The following is a 14957-nucleotide window of genomic DNA, read 5'->3' as shown; positions in this document are numbered from 1 at the left end:
TTTAGGAACCCGTCGAGATGAGCGAATACTCCCTTTTTACATCCGAGTCCGTGTCTGAAGGCCATCCGGACAAGATCGCCGACCAGATTTCCGATGCGGTGCTCGATGCCATCATCACCCAGGACAAGTTCGCCCGCGTGGCCTGCGAGACCCTGGTCAAGACCGGTGTCGCCATCATCGCCGGCGAAGTCACCACCTCGGCCTGGGTCGACCTCGAGGACATCGTGCGCAAGGTGATCGTCGACATCGGCTACGACAGCTCCGACGTCGGCTTCGACGGTGCCACCTGCGCGGTGATGAACATCATCGGCAAGCAGTCGGTGGACATCGCCCAGGGCGTGGACCGCTCCAAGCCGGAAGACCAGGGCGCAGGCGACCAGGGCCTGATGTTCGGCTACGCCAGCAACGAGACCGACGTGCTGATGCCTGCGCCGATCTGCTTCTCGCACCGATTGGTCGAGCGCCAGGCCGAGGCCCGCAAGTCCGGCTTGCTGCCGTGGCTGCGCCCGGATGCCAAGTCGCAGGTCACCTGCCGCTACGACGGTGGCAAGGTGGTCGGCATCGACGCGGTCGTGCTGTCCACCCAGCACAACCCTGAAGTGTCCCAGAAGGACCTGCAGGAAGCGGTGATGGAGCTGATCGTCAAGCACACCCTGCCGGCCGAGCTGCTGCACAAGGACACGCGCTTCCACATCAACCCGACCGGCCAGTTCATCATCGGCGGCCCGGTGGGCGACTGCGGCCTGACAGGTCGCAAGATCATCGTCGACAGCTACGGCGGCATGGCCCGTCACGGTGGCGGCGCGTTCTCCGGCAAGGACCCGTCCAAGGTCGACCGCTCGGCCGCCTACGCTGGCCGCTACGTGGCCAAGAACATCGTCGCCGCCGGCCTGGCCGAGCGTTGCGAGATCCAGGTGTCCTACGCCATCGGCGTGGCCCAGCCGACGTCCATCTCGCTCAATACCTTCGGCACCGGCAAGGTCTCCGACGAGAAGATCGTCCAGCTGGTCCGTGACTGCTTCGACCTGCGTCCGTACGCGATCACCACCATGCTCGACCTGCTGCACCCGATGTACCAGGAAACCGCGGCCTATGGTCACTTCGGCCGCGTGCCGCAGGAAAAGACCGTGGGTGACGACACCTTCACCACCTTCACCTGGGAACGCACCGACCGCGCCGAACAACTGCGCGCGGCCGCTGGCCTGTAAGCCGGCTGCCGGGTCCCGAAGCCCCCTGTCGAGCGATCGACAGAGGGCTTTTTCGTGTCATATCGCCTGACAACTTCGCCCTGCGCATCGGCAGGCGAGCGGCTAGCCTGAATGGCCTCGACCACAGGGCAAGGATGCCATGTCATGGAATACCTCCGGCTGCTGACGTTCTGTACAGCGCTTGCGCTCTTCCCCGCCTGGGCCGCGGCCTGCCCGGCCTGGCCGACGCCACGAGCGGAGGCCGAGGTCCAGCGGCTGCGCGACACCCTCAGGCAATGGGACGATCAGTACCATCGACTGGGCCAGACGCCGGTGGCCGATACGCTCTACGACCAGAGCCGTCAGCGGCTGGACCGGCTGGCGCGCTGTTTCGACCTCGACGTTCGTGACATGCCACTGGCCAGCGCACGTGGGCCGATCGCCCACCCCGTGCCGCACACGGGCGTCGACAAGCTGGCCGACGAGGCGGCGGTGCAGCGCTGGCTTCAAGGCAAACGCGGGGTCTGGATCCAGCCCAAGGTCGATGGCGTGGCCGTCACCCTGGTCTACCGCCAGGGCAGGCTGGCCCGTCTGATCAGCCGCGGCGACGGCCGCCATGGGCATGACTGGAGCCGGCACCTGCCTCACCTGTCCGCCCTGCCCCAGCACTTGCCCGAACCCCTCGACCTGGTGGTGCAGGGCGAGCTGTACGAGTCCCTGCCCGACCACGTCCAGGCCAGGGCGGGCAGCCTCACCACACGCAGCCGTGTCGCCGGGCTGATGGCGCGTCGACAGATGACCGAGGCCGAAGGCAGCAAGGTCCGGCTGTTCGTCTGGGAGTGGCCCGACGGTCCCGAGACACAGACCGAACGTCAAACCCGCCTGGCTGCGCTGGGCTTCAACGACAGCACGGGGTTCAGTCTGCCGGTCAGCGACCTGGCCCAGGCAGCGTACTGGCGCGACCGCTGGTATCGCACGCCGCTGCCGTTCGCCACCGATGGCGTCATTCTGCGCCAGGGCGTTCGCCCACCTGCCGCGCGCTGGCAACCCGGCACGTCCCACTGGGTCGCCGCTTGGAAGCACCCCATTGCCCAGGCATTGGCCGAGGTACGCGCCGTCGACTTCAGGATCGGTCGCACGGGGCGGATCACACCCGTCCTGCAGGTGATCCCGGTGATCCTGGACGACCGCCGCGTGACCCAGGTCAGCGTCGGTTCGCTGGCCCGCTGGCGTCGCCTGGACATCCGCCCGGGTGATCAGGTCGCCATCGGCCTGGCCGGGCTGACCATTCCACGCCTGGACGAGGTGGTGCATCGCAGCATCGAGCGCACGCCCGTGCGCGTGCCGGATCCAGCGCACCACCACCCCTTGAGCTGCTGGCAGGCCAATCCGCCCTGTCGCGAGCAGTTCCTGGCGCGCCTGACCTGGTTGACCGGCAAACAGGGGCTGGACCTGCCGGGCATGGGTCGCAGTACCTGGGCGGCCTTGGTCGAGCACGGCCAGATCGTCTCGCTGGTCGACTGGCTCTCCCTGGAGCGCGAGGCGCTGTTGCGCGTGCCGGGGATCAGTGCCGCGCGAGCCGACCGTTTGCTGGCGGCATCCGCCAAGGCCCGGGCGCAGCCGTTCGAGCGTTGGTTGCGGGCACTGGGCGTACCGGCGCCAGCGACACTGCCCCTGGCGCCGGACTGGCGACGCCTGGCAGCGCAGACCCCGGCGCACTGGCGTGCCAGCGAGGGCATCGGCGAGGCACGCGCACGGCAACTGCACGCTTTTTTCAACGATGACCAGGTCGCCGTGCTGGCAGCGCAGCTCAAGGCGCAGGCGATCGAGGGTTTCTAATTTCGGCGGATCAGGGCAGCATTCGTCTCTTTGCCGCCCCGTTCGACTGGAGCCTCTCATGACATTGCTTTCACGCTTCACCCTGTCCGCCCTGCTGGGGCTGCTCGCCACGGGCGCGCTGGCCGCCGAGCCCGAGTCGGACTCGACAGGGTGTACAGCCAAGCGTCAGGCCCTCGAGACGCGTATCGAGCAGGCGCGTGCGCACGATGACCAGGCCGGGCTCGACGGCCTGCAGCAGGCCCGCGACCAAGTCGAAACGCACTGCGCTGACAGTACCTTGCGCAAGGCCCGTGAGCAGCAAGTGCTCGATGCCCGACACGAGGTGGCGCAGCGCAAGAAGGACCTGGACAAGGCCATGAAGAAAGGTGATCCGGAGCGGATCAACAAGCGCAAGGAAAAGCTGTCGGATGCCAACAAGGCGTTACAGGATGCGCTTCAGGACCTCGAGCGCTGAGCCAAGCGCACCCCCGCCTCGCTCTTGTAGGATTATTCTGAATAAGCTTTGGGGTTCGTCCACATGGCTAGAAGCGCGTCTAGAATCCAAGCAGGATCTTGAAAAGTCTTGTCAAACTTGCCTGAACCGGAGGCGCGCATGAAACGCTTATCTTCTCTGTTGCTGGTCACCCTGATGGGCCTGGGCGCAACGTCGTTGCAGGCGGCAGAGCCTGCCCCTGGCTTGACGGGCTGTGAGGCCAAGCGGGACGCCATCGAAAAAGAAATCCAGTACGCCAAGGACCGGGGCCTGCTGTTCAAGGTGTCCGGCTTGCAGAAGGCCTTGAAAGAAAACCAGGCGCATTGCACCGACGCTGGGTTGCGGCAATCGCGTGAGGCCGAAGTGCGCAAGGCGCAGGCCGAGATCGAGGAACGCGAAGCTGATCTGGCCGCGGCCCAGGCCAAGGGCGATGCGCAGAAGATCGAGAAGCGCCGGCAGAAGCTCGAGGAGGCGCGCGCCGAGCTGGAGGCGGCCAAGCGGCAGCTGGACCGGTAAGCCGCTCGGCTTCCGGTCGTCGCCCGACCACGGGTTGCGTACCATTCGAGAAGCAGGGCGTCGAGGCTTGCGCTGGCCAAAGGGTGCGTTAGGATCGTCAGGCCAGCGGCCGTCGTGTGAAACCGCTGGCCTGACGATTTTCCCCGACGAACGACAGCGGCAGGCCATGTCCATGCCCGCTCAAGGAAGCCTCCATGATTTCTGTTTTGCGCCCCTTGGCCTGGGCGCTTCCCGCGCTGGCCCTGTTGGCCGGCTGCAACGGCAACGACAACGACAAGCCCCCAGCCGAACCCCATGCCATCGCCACCTATGTCCCGGCCAGCTGGCAAGACCTGCCGGCTGTCAGCGAGGACGACCTGCTGGCGGGCTTCCAGGCCTGGCGCAGCGGCTGCGAGAAACTTACCCGCAATCCGGTCTGGTCGCCGGTCTGCGAAGCGGCGAGCGCCGTACCGAGCGAGCCTGCCCAGGTTCGCACCTTCATGCAGCAGCATCTTCAGGTGTATGGCATGCGCTCGGCGCAGAACAGCGCCGACGGCCTGATCACCGGTTATTACGAACCCATCTACTACGGCAGCCTGGAAAAAGCGGGAGCCGCCAACGTACCGGTCTACGGCGTACCGCCTGACATGGTCACCGTGGACCTGGCCAGTGTCTACCCCGAACTCAAGGGCAAACGCCTGCGCGGCCGGCTCGAAGGCAACGTGCTCAAGCCCTACGACACGGCCGATACGATCTACCGTCAGGGCGCACAGGCACCGATCCTGGCCTGGCTGACCGATCCGATGGACTTGCAGTTCTTGCAGATTCAGGGGTCCGGGCGCATCCAACTGGCCGATGGCCGACTGCTGCGCGTCGGCTATGCCGATCAGAATGGCCACCCGTACCGCCCGATCGGTCGCTGGCTGGTCGAACAAGGCGAACTGAAGAAAGACGACGTGACCATGGGCGCCATCCACGCCTGGGCCCAGGCGCACCCCGAACGCGTGCCGGAACTGTTGGCGAGCAACCCCAGCTATGTGTTCTTCAGCACACGCCCGGACAGCAACGAAGGGCCCCGCGGTTCGCTCAACGTTCCGCTGACCGCCGGCTACAGCGTGGCCATCGACCGCAAGGTGATCCCGCTGGGGAGCCTGTTGTGGCTGTCGACCACGCGCCCCGACGGCAGCCCGGTGATCCGCCCGGTGGCCGCCCAGGACACCGGCGGCGCCATCACCGGCGAAGTGCGCGCCGACCTGTTCTGGGGCACTGGCCCCCTGGCAGGGCAACTGGCCGGCGACATGAAGCAGAAAGGTCAGATATGGCTGCTGTGGCCCAAGGGCGCGCCGCTGCCGGACGTGCCCACGATGCCTTGACGACGGGCGGTCAGGCCGAGACGACGAAGAAGGCCACGACGATGGCCAGCCCCGCGGCCCAGACCAGCGAACGCAGCATGGCCCAGTCGGCCAGGTAGCAGATGATGTAGAGCAGGCGGCTGGTGATGTAGAGCACGCCCAGTACGTCCTGGGTGACCTGGTCCGCATTGCCGACCAGGTCGGCCACCAGCACGGCGGCGATGAAGGGCGGCAGCGCTTCGTGGCTGTTCTGCTGCGCCGCGTGGGCACGGCGGGGCAACCCTTCCAGCGTGTCGAGAAAACCACGTGGGTCATGGTTGTCCTTCATGCCGAAACGACCACTGCTGAGCTTGGCGATCAGCGTGCAGACCAGCGGCAGGACAATCGCGACCAGCACGCACCACAGGGCAACGGTCATGGCAGAATCCTCGTTGAAACGGGTAGGAAAACGGGCAGCGCAGTCGTTGAGACCTGCTTGCAGCTAGGAGTACTGGCCGACGAAAAAGGTTCTAGCGGCGTGTTGAAGCTGAACGTTCCGTAGGATTCTGGTCATAAGCTGTGCCCCGAACCGTGGTTAAGGTCATCCAACGATTGCCTGAGTCATTCGGGCAATGAATTGGAACCCTCTGTTACAGGAACCGGGATGCTCGAACTTGTCGCTGCGTTTATCTGCCTGACCACCCTCCTCACCTACGTCAATTACCGGTTCATCGGTTTGCCGCCCGCCATCGGCGTGATGGTCACGGCCTTGCTGTTCTCTCTGGGCCTGCAAGGGCTCAGCCTGATCGGCTACCCAGGGCTGGAGACACGCGTCGAAGGCCTGATGAACCAGATCGACTTCAATGACCTGTTGATGCACTGGATGCTGGCCTTCCTGCTGTTCGCCGGCGCCCTGCACGTGAACCTGGCTGACCTGCGCAGCTACCGCTGGCCGATCGGCCTGCTGGCCACGGTCGGCGTACTGATCGCCACGGTGGTGATCGGCTACCTGGCGCACTGGGTCTTCGCCCTGTTCGGCTGGCACGTCAGCCTGATCTACTGCCTGCTGTTCGGCGCACTGATCTCGCCGACCGACCCGATCGCCGTGCTCGGTGCCCTGCGGACCGCCAATGCGTCCAAGCCGTTGAAGACCACCATCGTCGGGGAGTCGCTGTTCAACGATGGCACGGCGGTGGTGGTGTTCACCGTGCTGCTGGGGATCATTCAGCTGGGCGAAACGCCGAGCGTGGCCGATACGGCGCTGCTGTTCGTGCGTGAGGCGGTCGGCGGGATCGTCTTCGGGGGCGTGCTGGGCTACATCACCTACCGCATGATCAAGAGCGTGGAGCAGTACCAGGTCGAGGTGATGCTCACCCTGGCGCTGGTCATCGGTGGCTCGGCGATGTGCTACGAGCTGCACGTCTCGGCGCCGATCGCCATGGTGGTGGCGGGGCTGATCATCGGCAACCTGGGCCGCCACCTTGCGATGAACGACATGACCCGGCGTTACATGGATGGCTTCTGGGAACTGATCGACGACATGCTCAATGCCCTGTTGTTCGCGCTGATCGGCCTGGAGCTGTTGCTACTGCCGTTCAACTGGCTGCACGTCGCGGCGGCAGGCGTCCTGGCCGTGGCCATCCTGCTCTCGCGCCTGCTCACCGTGGCCCCGGCGATCCTGCTCCTGCGCCGCTGGCGCAGCGTACCCCAGGGCACCATCCGCGTGCTCACCTGGGGCGGCCTGCGTGGCGGGGTGTCGGTGGCACTGGCGCTGTCGTTGCCGATGGGCGAGGAACGTGACCTGCTGCTGAGCATCACCTACATCGTGGTGCTGTCGTCGATCCTGGTGCAGGGGTTGTCGATCGGTCGTGTGGTGAGAGGGGTCACACAGCAGCCCAAGCCGGAGTAATGAGCTGCAAGCTGCAAGCAGCCCGCTTTTGCTTCCAACTTGCGGCTTGCGGCTTGCGGCTTATGGCTTGGCGGGCGGCGTCACTCTACCGCCGCTTCGAACTGGTCATCGATGTACTTGATCTTCGTCCGGCCATGGGGCGCCGGCAGGCCGTCTTCGCCCAGGTTGACGAAGACCATGCGGTCGACGGTCAGGATGCTCTTGCGGGTGATCTTGTTGCGCACTTCGCAGCGCAGGGTGATCGAGGTTCGGCCGAACTCGGTGGCGGTGATGCCCAGCTCGATGATGTCGCCCTGGCGCGAGGCGCTGACGAAGTTGATCTCGGACATGTACTTGGTGACCACCCGCTGATTGCCCAGCTGGACGATGGCGTAGATCGCCGCCTCCTCGTCGATCCAGCGCAGCAGGCTGCCCCCGAACAAGGTGCCATTGGGGTTGAGGTCTTCAGGTTTCACCCATTTGCGGGTATGGAAATTCATGCGTACTCCTCGGCTGGCCTGTCGTGGGAGCATCATGGCAGAGCCTTCGGCGCGACTCCATTGAAGATCGACCATCGTCTCGATAGGCGACGGAAAGCCTTGGGTCGGCGCCCCAAGCAAGGGTATAATCGACGCCGTTTCACGTGGCCGCCCAGCGCGCGCCATGCCCGCCACCCGGCCGAGGGGCGCTGCAGCAGGTTCGACCTGTCAGGCTCGGTCGGGGCGTTGTCCGTCTCGCGGACGCTCAAACGCACAACGGCGCCCATTCGCTATCACGAATGGAGGCTCTCAATGAGCGCTGTAGACATGCCCGCAGGTTTTTCCGATTTCAAGGTCGCCGACATTTCCCTGGCCGGCTGGGGCCGTCGCGAGATCATCATTGCCGAATCGGAAATGCCCGCACTGATGGGCCTGCGCCGCAAGTACCAGGGTGAGCAACCGCTCAAGGGCGCGCGCATCCTCGGCTGCATCCACATGACCATCCAGACCGCCGTGCTGATCGAGACCCTGACCGCACTGGGTGCCGAAGTGCGCTGGTCGTCCTGCAACATCTTCTCGACCCAGGACCAGGCCGCCGCCGCCATCGCCGCCGCGGGCATCCCGGTGTTCGCCTGGAAAGGCGAGACCGAGCAGGAATACGAGTGGTGCATCGAGCAGACCATCCTCAAGGACGGCCAGCCGTGGGACGCCAACATGGTCCTGGACGACGGCGGTGACCTGACCGAGATCCTGCACCACAAGTACCCGGCCATGCTGGACAAGATCCACGGCGTGACCGAAGAGACCACCACCGGCGTGCACCGCCTGCTGGACATGCTGGCCAAGGGCGAGCTGAAGGTCCCGGCGATCAACGTCAACGACTCGGTCACCAAGAGCAAGAACGACAACAAGTACGGTTGCCGTCACAGCCTCAACGACGCCATCAAGCGCGGCACCGACCACCTGCTGTCGGGCAAGCAGGCCCTGGTGATCGGCTACGGCGACGTGGGCAAGGGTTCGGCCCAGTCCCTGCGTCAGGAAGGCATGATCGTCAAGGTCACCGAAGTCGACCCGATCTGCGCCATGCAGGCGTGCATGGACGGCTACGAAGTCGTCTCGCCGTTCAAGGACGGCATCAACACCGGCACCGAAGACGGCATCAACCGTGACCTGCTCGGCCGCATCGACCTGATCGTCACCACCACCGGTAACGTCAACGTCTGCGACGCGAACATGCTCAAGGCGCTGAAAAAGCGTGCCGTGGTCTGCAACATCGGCCACTTCGACAACGAGATCGATACCGCCTTCATGCGCAAGCACTGGGCCTGGGAAGAGGTCAAGCCGCAGGTGCACAAGATCCACCGCACCGGCCATGGCGACTTCGATCCACAGAACGACGACTACCTGATCCTGCTGGCCGAAGGCCGCCTGGTGAACCTGGGCAACGCCACGGGCCACCCGAGCCGGATCATGGACGGCTCGTTCGCCAACCAGGTGCTGGCCCAGATCTTCCTGTTCGAGCAGAAGTACGCCGACCTGTCGGCCGAGCGCAAGGCTGAGCGCCTGACCGTCGAAGTCCTGCCGAAGAAGCTCGACGAAGAAGTGGCCCTGGAGATGGTCCGTGGCTTCGGCGGCGTGGTCACCCAGTTGACTCCGCAACAGGCCGAGTACATCGGTGTGACCGTCGAAGGTCCGTTCAAGCCGGAAGCCTACCGCTACTAAGGCGCTGCGGTTGAGGGAGAGGTGAGCTGCAAGCTGCAAGATTCGACTGCAGCGCTTGCTGTTTTGCTCACCTCCTGCCCCTCAGGCGCCGCGTTCTGCTCTTACTTGTAGCTTGCAGCTCACCGCTTGCAGCTGGTCAGGCTTTCACTTGTAGCGTGCAGCCCAGCGCTTGCAGCTAGAGGAAGACCCATGTCAGAAAAACGCAGTTACAGCTTCGAGTTCTTTCCGACCAAGACAGAAGCCGGCCATGAAAAACTGATGGGCGTCGCCCGCCAGTTGGCCACGCTGAACCCTGAATTCTTCTCCTGCACCTATGGTGCCGGTGGCTCTACCCGTGACCGTACCCTCAACACCGTGTTGCAACTGGAACACGAAGTGAAGGTCCCGGCCGCGCCGCACCTGTCCTGCGTCGGCGACAGCAAGGCCGAACTGCGCGCCCTGCTCGAGCAGTACCAGCAGGCCGGCATCCAGCGTATCGTTGCCCTGCGCGGCGATCTGCCGTCGGGCATGGGCATGTCGTATGGCGAGCTGCGCTATGCCAGCGACCTGGTGGAATTCATCCGCCAGGAAACCGGCGACCACTTCCGCCTGGAAGTCGCGGCCTACCCGGAGATGCACCCGCAGGCCCGTGATTTCGAGAGCGACCTGAGCAACTTCGTGCGCAAGGTCAAGGCCGGTGCCGACAGTGCGATCACCCAGTACTTCTTCAACGCCGACAGCTACTTCCATTTCGTCGAACGTGTGCAGAAGATGGGCGTGGACATCCCGCTGATCCCCGGCATCATGCCGATCACCAACTACAGCAAGCTGGCACGCTTCTCCGATGCGTGCGGTGCCGACATCCCGCGCTGGATCCGCAAGCAGCTGGAAGCCTATGGCGACGACGTGCGCAGCATTCAGGCGTTCGGCGAAGAGGTGATCACCCGCATGTGCGAACAATTGCTCGCAGGGGGCGCACCCGGCCTGCACTTCTACACGTTGAACCAAGCCGAGGCCAGCATGGCCATCTGGAACAACCTGCAGTTGCCGCGCTGAACCGCTCGTCGCGTTCGTCCCTGGCCGAACGTGACGCGCTGCACGTCCTGATTCCATTCTTCTAGCCCTCGTCGATCATCCATCGTACTCTGCCGCGATGCCCCATTTCGCACGTCTTCTCTGGATCGCTCTGCTCGTCCTGTCGAGTGCGGTCGCCCATGCCGAGCGCCTGCGCATCGTCAGCGACGATTGGGCGCCCTATGTCCATTTGCAGGCCGGCCAGCCGGCGGGCGTGCATCAGCGTCTTGCCGCCGAGGTCTTTCGTCGCCTCGGCATCGAGGTGGACTGGCAGTTCATGCCCTGGCGCCGCTGCTTGGCCATGGTCGAGCAAGGTCAGGCCGATGGTGTGCTGGATGTGCTCCACACGCCGGAGCGCGAGCGCTACCTGGTCTACGCGCCCGAACCGCTCTCGCAGGTGGAGTTCGTGCTGTTCCAGTCGCGGACCCGCCCTCATCCGGTGCACCATTTGGAAGACCTGGCGGGCCTGCTGATCGGGACCTCGCCCGACTACGACTATGGTCCGGCCTTCAACACGTCGACGCTCTTTCGTCGGGAAACGGCGCAGACCCACGAGGCCAATTTCGGCAAATTAGTGCGCGGACGCATCGACATGCTGGTCACGGACCGCCATGTCGGGCACTATCTGATCCAGCAGATGGGCATCGCCGACTCGGTCGAAATGCTGCCTCTGCTGATCCAACGTCGCCCCCAGTACCTGGCACTGGGGATTCGACCGGGTGCTGAACGATTGGCGCAGCGGTTTGCCGAAGAGTTGCAGCGCTTGCGGCAAGAGCCTGGTTTCCAGGCCTTCGAACTGCCCGAGTACACCCGTGCGCTTCCTGACGCCATTGAGCAGCAGGACAGCGGCACACCCTGAATGCTCTGTTATACTCCGACCTTCCCGCCTAGGCTCACGCCCGGACGCTCGGTCTTGCAACAGGCATTCGAACGGCAGTGACACGCGACTCGCGTCGTCGCGCCACCCTTGATTGCATCGAAAGATCCAGCAGTACCGGACGCGATCGCATCCCTCGATGCCCATCGCGCCAGGCACGATCATCCCATAGGGCTCAGCCCCCACTAGAACAGGATTGCCCATGTCCTTCGCCTCCCTCGGTCTCTCCGAGGCTCTAGTCCGCGCTATCGAGGCTGCGGGCTACACCCAGCCGACCCCCGTGCAACAGCGGGCGATTCCCGCCGTGTTGCAAGGCAGCGACCTGATGGTCGCCGCACAGACAGGGACGGGTAAAACCGGCGGCTTCGCCCTGCCGATTCTCGAGCGCCTGTTCCCGGCGGGTCATCCGGACAAATCGCAACGCCACGGCCCGCGCCAGCCGCGCGTCCTGGTCCTGACACCGACCCGCGAGCTCGCGGCCCAGGTGCACGACAGCTTCAAGCTCTACGCCCGCGACCTCAAGTTCGTCAGCGCCTGCATCTTCGGCGGCGTCGGCATGAACCCGCAGGTGCAGGCCATGGCCAAGGGCGTGGACGTGCTGGTCGCCTGCCCGGGTCGCCTGCTCGACCTGGCCGGCCAAGGCAGCGTCGACCTCTCGCGCGTCGAGATCCTGGTACTCGACGAAGCCGACCGCATGCTCGACATGGGCTTCATCCATGACGTGAAGAAGGTCCTGGCCCGGCTGCCGGCCAAGCGCCAGAACCTGCTGTTCTCGGCAACCTTCTCCAAGGACATCACCGAGCTGGCCGACAAGCTGCTGCACAACCCCGAGCGCATCGAAGTCACGCCGCCGAACACCACGGTCGAGCGCATCGAGCAACGGGTCTACCGCCTGGCCGCCAGCCACAAGCGCGCCCTGCTGGCCCACCTGATCACCCTGGGTGCCTGGGAACAGGTGCTGGTGTTCACCCGTACCAAGCACGGCGCCAACCGCCTGGCCGAATACCTCGAGAAGCACGGCCTGACCGCCGCCGCGATCCATGGCAACAAGAGCCAGAACGCGCGCACCAAGGCGCTGGCCGACTTCAAGGCCAACAGCGTGCGCATCCTGGTGGCCACCGACATCGCCGCGCGCGGCCTGGACATCGACCAGTTGCCCCACGTGGTGAACTTCGAGCTGCCGAACGTCGAGGAAGACTACGTGCACCGTATCGGCCGTACCGGTCGTGCGGGCCGCTCCGGCGAGGCCATCTCGCTGGTGGCGCCGGACGAAGAGAAGCTGCTCAAGAGCATCGAGCGCGTCACCCGTCAGCGCATCCCCGATGGCGACTGGATGGGCTTCGATGCCAGCCAGGTGGAAGCCGAGAAGCCGGAAGTCCGTGAACGCCAGCCACAGGGCCGTGGCGGGCGCAACCAGCCCCGCACCGATGATGCCGGCGGGCGCAAGGACAAAGGCAAGGACAAGGGCAAGGCGCGTCAGGGCACTGCCAAGGCGTCGGGCGAGAAGAACGACAGAACCGAGCGCAGCGACAAGCCGGCGGCCGACGGTCGTCCAGCTCGCAAGCCGCGTGACAACAAGCCGCGCCAACCGGCGTCCGGCAAGCCGCAGGACGGCGCCCCTGCCGCACGGGCCGACCGCGACCCGGAAGTCTTCCTGGACGATGAGGTCGACAACTTCGGCAACCGTGCCGACTACGTCAGCCCTTACCAGAACCGTAACCAGGGCCGTAACCGTGGCAAGTCCGGTGACGGTCAAGGTCAAGGCCAGGGGCAAGGCGCACCGCGCACGCCCGCAGGCGGCCAAGGCCGTGGGACGAACGCTCCTCGGGGTGGTGCCGGCGGCGCGAACGGCGGTGACAAGCGTCCACGCAACAACGGTGGCGCGCGCCGTGACAACGCCCAGGGACGCAATCGACCCGCCGGCGGCCGTGACGACCTGAACCGGCAGGAGCCGGCCGTCCGCGGTCCACGCGAGCCGCAGAACCAACCCGTGATCATCCGCAAGGAATCCAAGCTCGACCGTTACCCGACGCCCGAGCAGCTGGATGACGTCCCAGGGCGTCCACGGGGTGAGCGTCCGGCCTTGCTGACCCGCAAGGGCTGAGCAATCCCTGCCGGCCCTGCTGGGGCCGGCAAACGGACGCACAACGAAAAGGCCAGGGGCTAGCGCCCTCTGGCCTTTCGTGTATCTGGCATCGGGCGCCGGCAGAAGCGGCGCTTCTGCCGATGACGCCCTTCGCTCACATCACTTCTGCTTCACGCCTTCCAGGCTGATGTCCAGGTCCAGCGTCTGGGACGTCGGGCCCAGTTTTGCGACGTTGATGCCGAAGTCGCTCAGCGTCAGCGTAGTCTTGGCATTGAAGCCGGCACGCTCGCCACCCCACGGATCCTTGCCTTCGCCATTGAACACGGCCTTGAAGGTCACCGGCTTGGTCACGCCGTGCAAGGTCAGGTCGCCGGTCACGTCGGCAGTCTTGTCGCCGGTTGGCTTGACGGCGGTCGAGACGAACTTCGCGTCCGGGTACTGCTTGACGTCCAGGAAGTCGGCGCTGGCGATGTGCTTGTCACGCTCGGCGTGGTTGGACCACAGGCTGGCCGTCTTCAGGTCGACGCTGATCTTGCTCGCCTCGGGCTTGGCGCTGTCCCAGCTGAACGTGCCGCCGAAGTCCTTGAACGTGCCGTGGATGAAGCTGTAGCCCAGGTGGCTGATCTTCCAGTCGACGAAGGCATGCTGGCCTTCCTTGTCGATCGTGTAATCGGCAGCCATGACCTGGCCAGCGGTGAACAGTGCGGTGCCAAGCGCCAGTGCGGCAAACGTCTTCTTCAACATTCTCAGGTCCTTCCTTTGCAAGTGTGAGTTGAGCATCAAGCGTTGCGGCCGAGCATGCGAAGCAAGGTCGCGTCCCGGTCGATGACATGATGTTTGAGCGCAGCCAGCCCGTGCAGGCTGGCGAAGATCACCAGACCCCAGGCCAGGTAAAGGTGAACGGTGCCCGCCGTGTCGGCCTGATCGGGCAGGCCGCTGACCAGCGCCGGTACCTCGAACAGGCCGAACACCGGGATGCCGACGCCGTCGGCGGTGGAGATCAGGTAACCGGCCAGCATGACCGCGAACAACCCCAGGTACAGCGCCAGGTGCCCGGTCTTGGCCGCGACACGGGTGAAACCACCGTGGCTGGGCAGCGCAGGCGGCGGCGGCGGGCTGAGCAGGCGCCATAGCACTCGCACCAGCATGACGGCCAGCAAGGTCAGGCCGATGCTCTTGTGCAGGTCGGGCCCGGCCTTGCGCCAGGGGTCGTAATAATCCAGATCGACCATCCACAGGCCCAGCGCGAACAGGCTGAACACCGTGAGCGCGACGCTCCAGTGCAGCGCGATGCTGATCCAACCGTACCGAGAAGGCGTGTTACGCAGTTGCATGGGGTCGAGTTCCTGTGAGCACTGGGCATAGACTAGCGTTTAATAGATCGAATGAAAGCGGAAAAACCTGCTCCAAATGATCGACATTCACGATGATGAGTCTCGTCACTGGCTGTTAAGGAAACGTTAACGATAGCCAGTGCGCGAGTCGATGCAACAAGAGCGCCGAGGTTTCAACGCCCTTGTCCTGGGGA

14 protein-coding genes and 1 riboswitch are annotated in these 14957 nt (G+C 64.9%); of the genes, 10 read left to right on the top strand and 4 right to left on the bottom strand.

Annotated features, from left to right (window positions below; genetic code table 11):
- Positions 1-17: 17 nt before the first annotated feature.
- The 5 genes from metK (at position 18) to mltA (ending at position 5366) form a co-directional block, all read left to right on the top strand.
- Entirely contained in the window at positions 18-1208 is a 1191-nt protein-coding gene (gene metK, locus G7007_RS14265) for a methionine adenosyltransferase (RefSeq protein WP_181102674.1), read from the top strand.
- Between the two features lie 144 nt (positions 1209-1352).
- Entirely contained in the window at positions 1353-3026 is a 1674-nt protein-coding gene (gene ligB, locus G7007_RS14260; RefSeq protein ID WP_181102673.1) for an NAD-dependent DNA ligase LigB, read from the top strand.
- A gap of 58 nt (positions 3027-3084) precedes the next feature.
- Positions 3085-3480 (top strand): DUF1090 domain-containing protein, encoded by a 396-nt coding sequence (locus tag G7007_RS14255; RefSeq protein WP_181102671.1) that lies wholly within the window; start codon positions 3085-3087, stop codon positions 3478-3480.
- Positions 3481-3618: 138 nt separating this feature from the next.
- Complete coding sequence (locus G7007_RS14250) at positions 3619-4014, top strand: DUF1090 domain-containing protein (RefSeq protein WP_181102670.1); 396 nt, start codon at positions 3619-3621, stop codon at positions 4012-4014.
- Between the two features lie 194 nt (positions 4015-4208).
- Complete coding sequence (mltA, locus tag G7007_RS14245) at positions 4209-5366, top strand: murein transglycosylase A (protein WP_181102668.1); 1158 nt, start codon at positions 4209-4211, stop codon at positions 5364-5366.
- A gap of 10 nt (positions 5367-5376) precedes the next feature.
- On the opposite strand, the gene G7007_RS14240 is transcribed toward mltA, so the two are convergent.
- Entirely contained in the window at positions 5377-5763 is a 387-nt protein-coding gene (locus G7007_RS14240; RefSeq protein ID WP_181102667.1) for an MAPEG family protein, read from the bottom strand.
- Between the two features lie 225 nt (positions 5764-5988).
- Here G7007_RS14240 and G7007_RS14235 point away from each other — a divergent pair, with 225 nt between their 5' ends.
- A complete protein-coding gene (locus G7007_RS14235; protein WP_181102665.1) occupies positions 5989-7233 on the top strand; it encodes a cation:proton antiporter in 1245 nt (414 codons plus the stop codon).
- Positions 7234-7313: 80 nt separating this feature from the next.
- Here the strand turns inward: G7007_RS14235 and G7007_RS14230 are convergent, their stop codons facing one another.
- Positions 7314-7712 (bottom strand): acyl-CoA thioesterase, encoded by a 399-nt coding sequence (locus G7007_RS14230; protein ID WP_181102663.1) that lies wholly within the window; start codon positions 7710-7712, stop codon positions 7314-7316.
- A gap of 174 nt (positions 7713-7886) precedes the next feature.
- A riboswitch (S-adenosyl-L-homocysteine riboswitch) is annotated at positions 7887-7983 on the top strand.
- A 20-nt stretch (positions 7984-8003) separates the two neighbouring features.
- Here G7007_RS14230 and ahcY point away from each other — a divergent pair.
- From ahcY to G7007_RS14210, 4 genes are all read left to right on the top strand, one after another.
- Positions 8004-9413: an adenosylhomocysteinase gene (ahcY, locus tag G7007_RS14225; protein ID WP_181102661.1), complete on the top strand. Its 1410-nt coding sequence runs from the start codon at positions 8004-8006 to the stop codon at positions 9411-9413.
- Between the two features lie 189 nt (positions 9414-9602).
- Positions 9603-10448, top strand: coding sequence for a methylenetetrahydrofolate reductase [NAD(P)H] (metF, locus tag G7007_RS14220; RefSeq protein ID WP_181102659.1), 846 nt, complete (start codon positions 9603-9605; stop codon positions 10446-10448).
- Between the two features lie 97 nt (positions 10449-10545).
- Positions 10546-11325 (top strand): substrate-binding periplasmic protein, encoded by a 780-nt coding sequence (locus G7007_RS14215; RefSeq protein ID WP_181102657.1) that lies wholly within the window; start codon positions 10546-10548, stop codon positions 11323-11325.
- A gap of 220 nt (positions 11326-11545) precedes the next feature.
- The gene (locus G7007_RS14210) at positions 11546-13447 is read left to right on the top strand and encodes a DEAD/DEAH box helicase (protein ID WP_181102655.1); all 1902 of its coding nucleotides are present in this window, start codon (positions 11546-11548) and stop codon (positions 13445-13447) included.
- Between the two features lie 141 nt (positions 13448-13588).
- Here the strand turns inward: G7007_RS14210 and G7007_RS14205 are convergent, their stop codons facing one another.
- Both G7007_RS14205 and G7007_RS14200 read right to left on the bottom strand, forming a co-directional pair.
- Positions 13589-14173 (bottom strand): YceI family protein, encoded by a 585-nt coding sequence (locus G7007_RS14205; RefSeq protein ID WP_181102654.1) that lies wholly within the window; start codon positions 14171-14173, stop codon positions 13589-13591.
- Between the two features lie 35 nt (positions 14174-14208).
- Positions 14209-14763 carry a cytochrome b gene (locus G7007_RS14200; RefSeq protein WP_181102652.1) on the bottom strand — a complete coding sequence of 185 codons (555 nt, stop codon included), beginning with the start codon at positions 14761-14763 and terminating at the stop codon, positions 14209-14211.
- Positions 14764-14957: the final 194 nt, after the last annotated feature.

Source organism: Pseudomonas entomophila, assembly GCF_013523125.1.
GTDB classification, from domain to species: Bacteria; Pseudomonadota; Gammaproteobacteria; order Pseudomonadales; family Pseudomonadaceae; genus Aquipseudomonas; species Aquipseudomonas entomophila_B.
This window is presented reverse-complemented; position numbering and strand designations above follow the sequence as displayed.

Excerpts from the sequence above, each read along its gene's own strand:
- G7007_RS14235 (WP_181102665.1), top strand. The coding sequence starts at position 5,989 with ATGCTCGAACTTGTCGCTGCGTTTATCTGCCTGACCACCCTCCTCACC.
- G7007_RS14250 (WP_181102670.1), top strand. The coding sequence starts at position 3,619 with ATGAAACGCTTATCTTCTCTGTTGCTGGTCACCCTGATGGGCCTGGGC.
- G7007_RS14200 (WP_181102652.1), bottom strand. The coding sequence starts at position 14,763 with ATGCAACTGCGTAACACGCCTTCTCGGTACGGTTGGATCAGCATCGCG.
- G7007_RS14210 (WP_181102655.1), top strand. The coding sequence starts at position 11,546 with ATGTCCTTCGCCTCCCTCGGTCTCTCCGAGGCTCTAGTCCGCGCTATC.
- G7007_RS14240 (WP_181102667.1), bottom strand. The coding sequence starts at position 5,763 with ATGACCGTTGCCCTGTGGTGCGTGCTGGTCGCGATTGTCCTGCCGCTG.
- mltA (WP_181102668.1), top strand. The coding sequence starts at position 4,209 with ATGATTTCTGTTTTGCGCCCCTTGGCCTGGGCGCTTCCCGCGCTGGCC.
- G7007_RS14230 (WP_181102663.1), bottom strand. The coding sequence starts at position 7,712 with ATGAATTTCCATACCCGCAAATGGGTGAAACCTGAAGACCTCAACCCC.
- ligB (WP_181102673.1), top strand. The coding sequence starts at position 1,353 with ATGGAATACCTCCGGCTGCTGACGTTCTGTACAGCGCTTGCGCTCTTC.
- metF (WP_181102659.1), top strand. The coding sequence starts at position 9,603 with ATGTCAGAAAAACGCAGTTACAGCTTCGAGTTCTTTCCGACCAAGACA.
- G7007_RS14205 (WP_181102654.1), bottom strand. The coding sequence starts at position 14,173 with ATGTTGAAGAAGACGTTTGCCGCACTGGCGCTTGGCACCGCACTGTTC.
- ahcY (WP_181102661.1), top strand. The coding sequence starts at position 8,004 with ATGAGCGCTGTAGACATGCCCGCAGGTTTTTCCGATTTCAAGGTCGCC.
- G7007_RS14215 (WP_181102657.1), top strand. The coding sequence starts at position 10,546 with ATGCCCCATTTCGCACGTCTTCTCTGGATCGCTCTGCTCGTCCTGTCG.
- G7007_RS14255 (WP_181102671.1), top strand. The coding sequence starts at position 3,085 with ATGACATTGCTTTCACGCTTCACCCTGTCCGCCCTGCTGGGGCTGCTC.
- metK (WP_181102674.1), top strand. The coding sequence starts at position 18 with ATGAGCGAATACTCCCTTTTTACATCCGAGTCCGTGTCTGAAGGCCAT.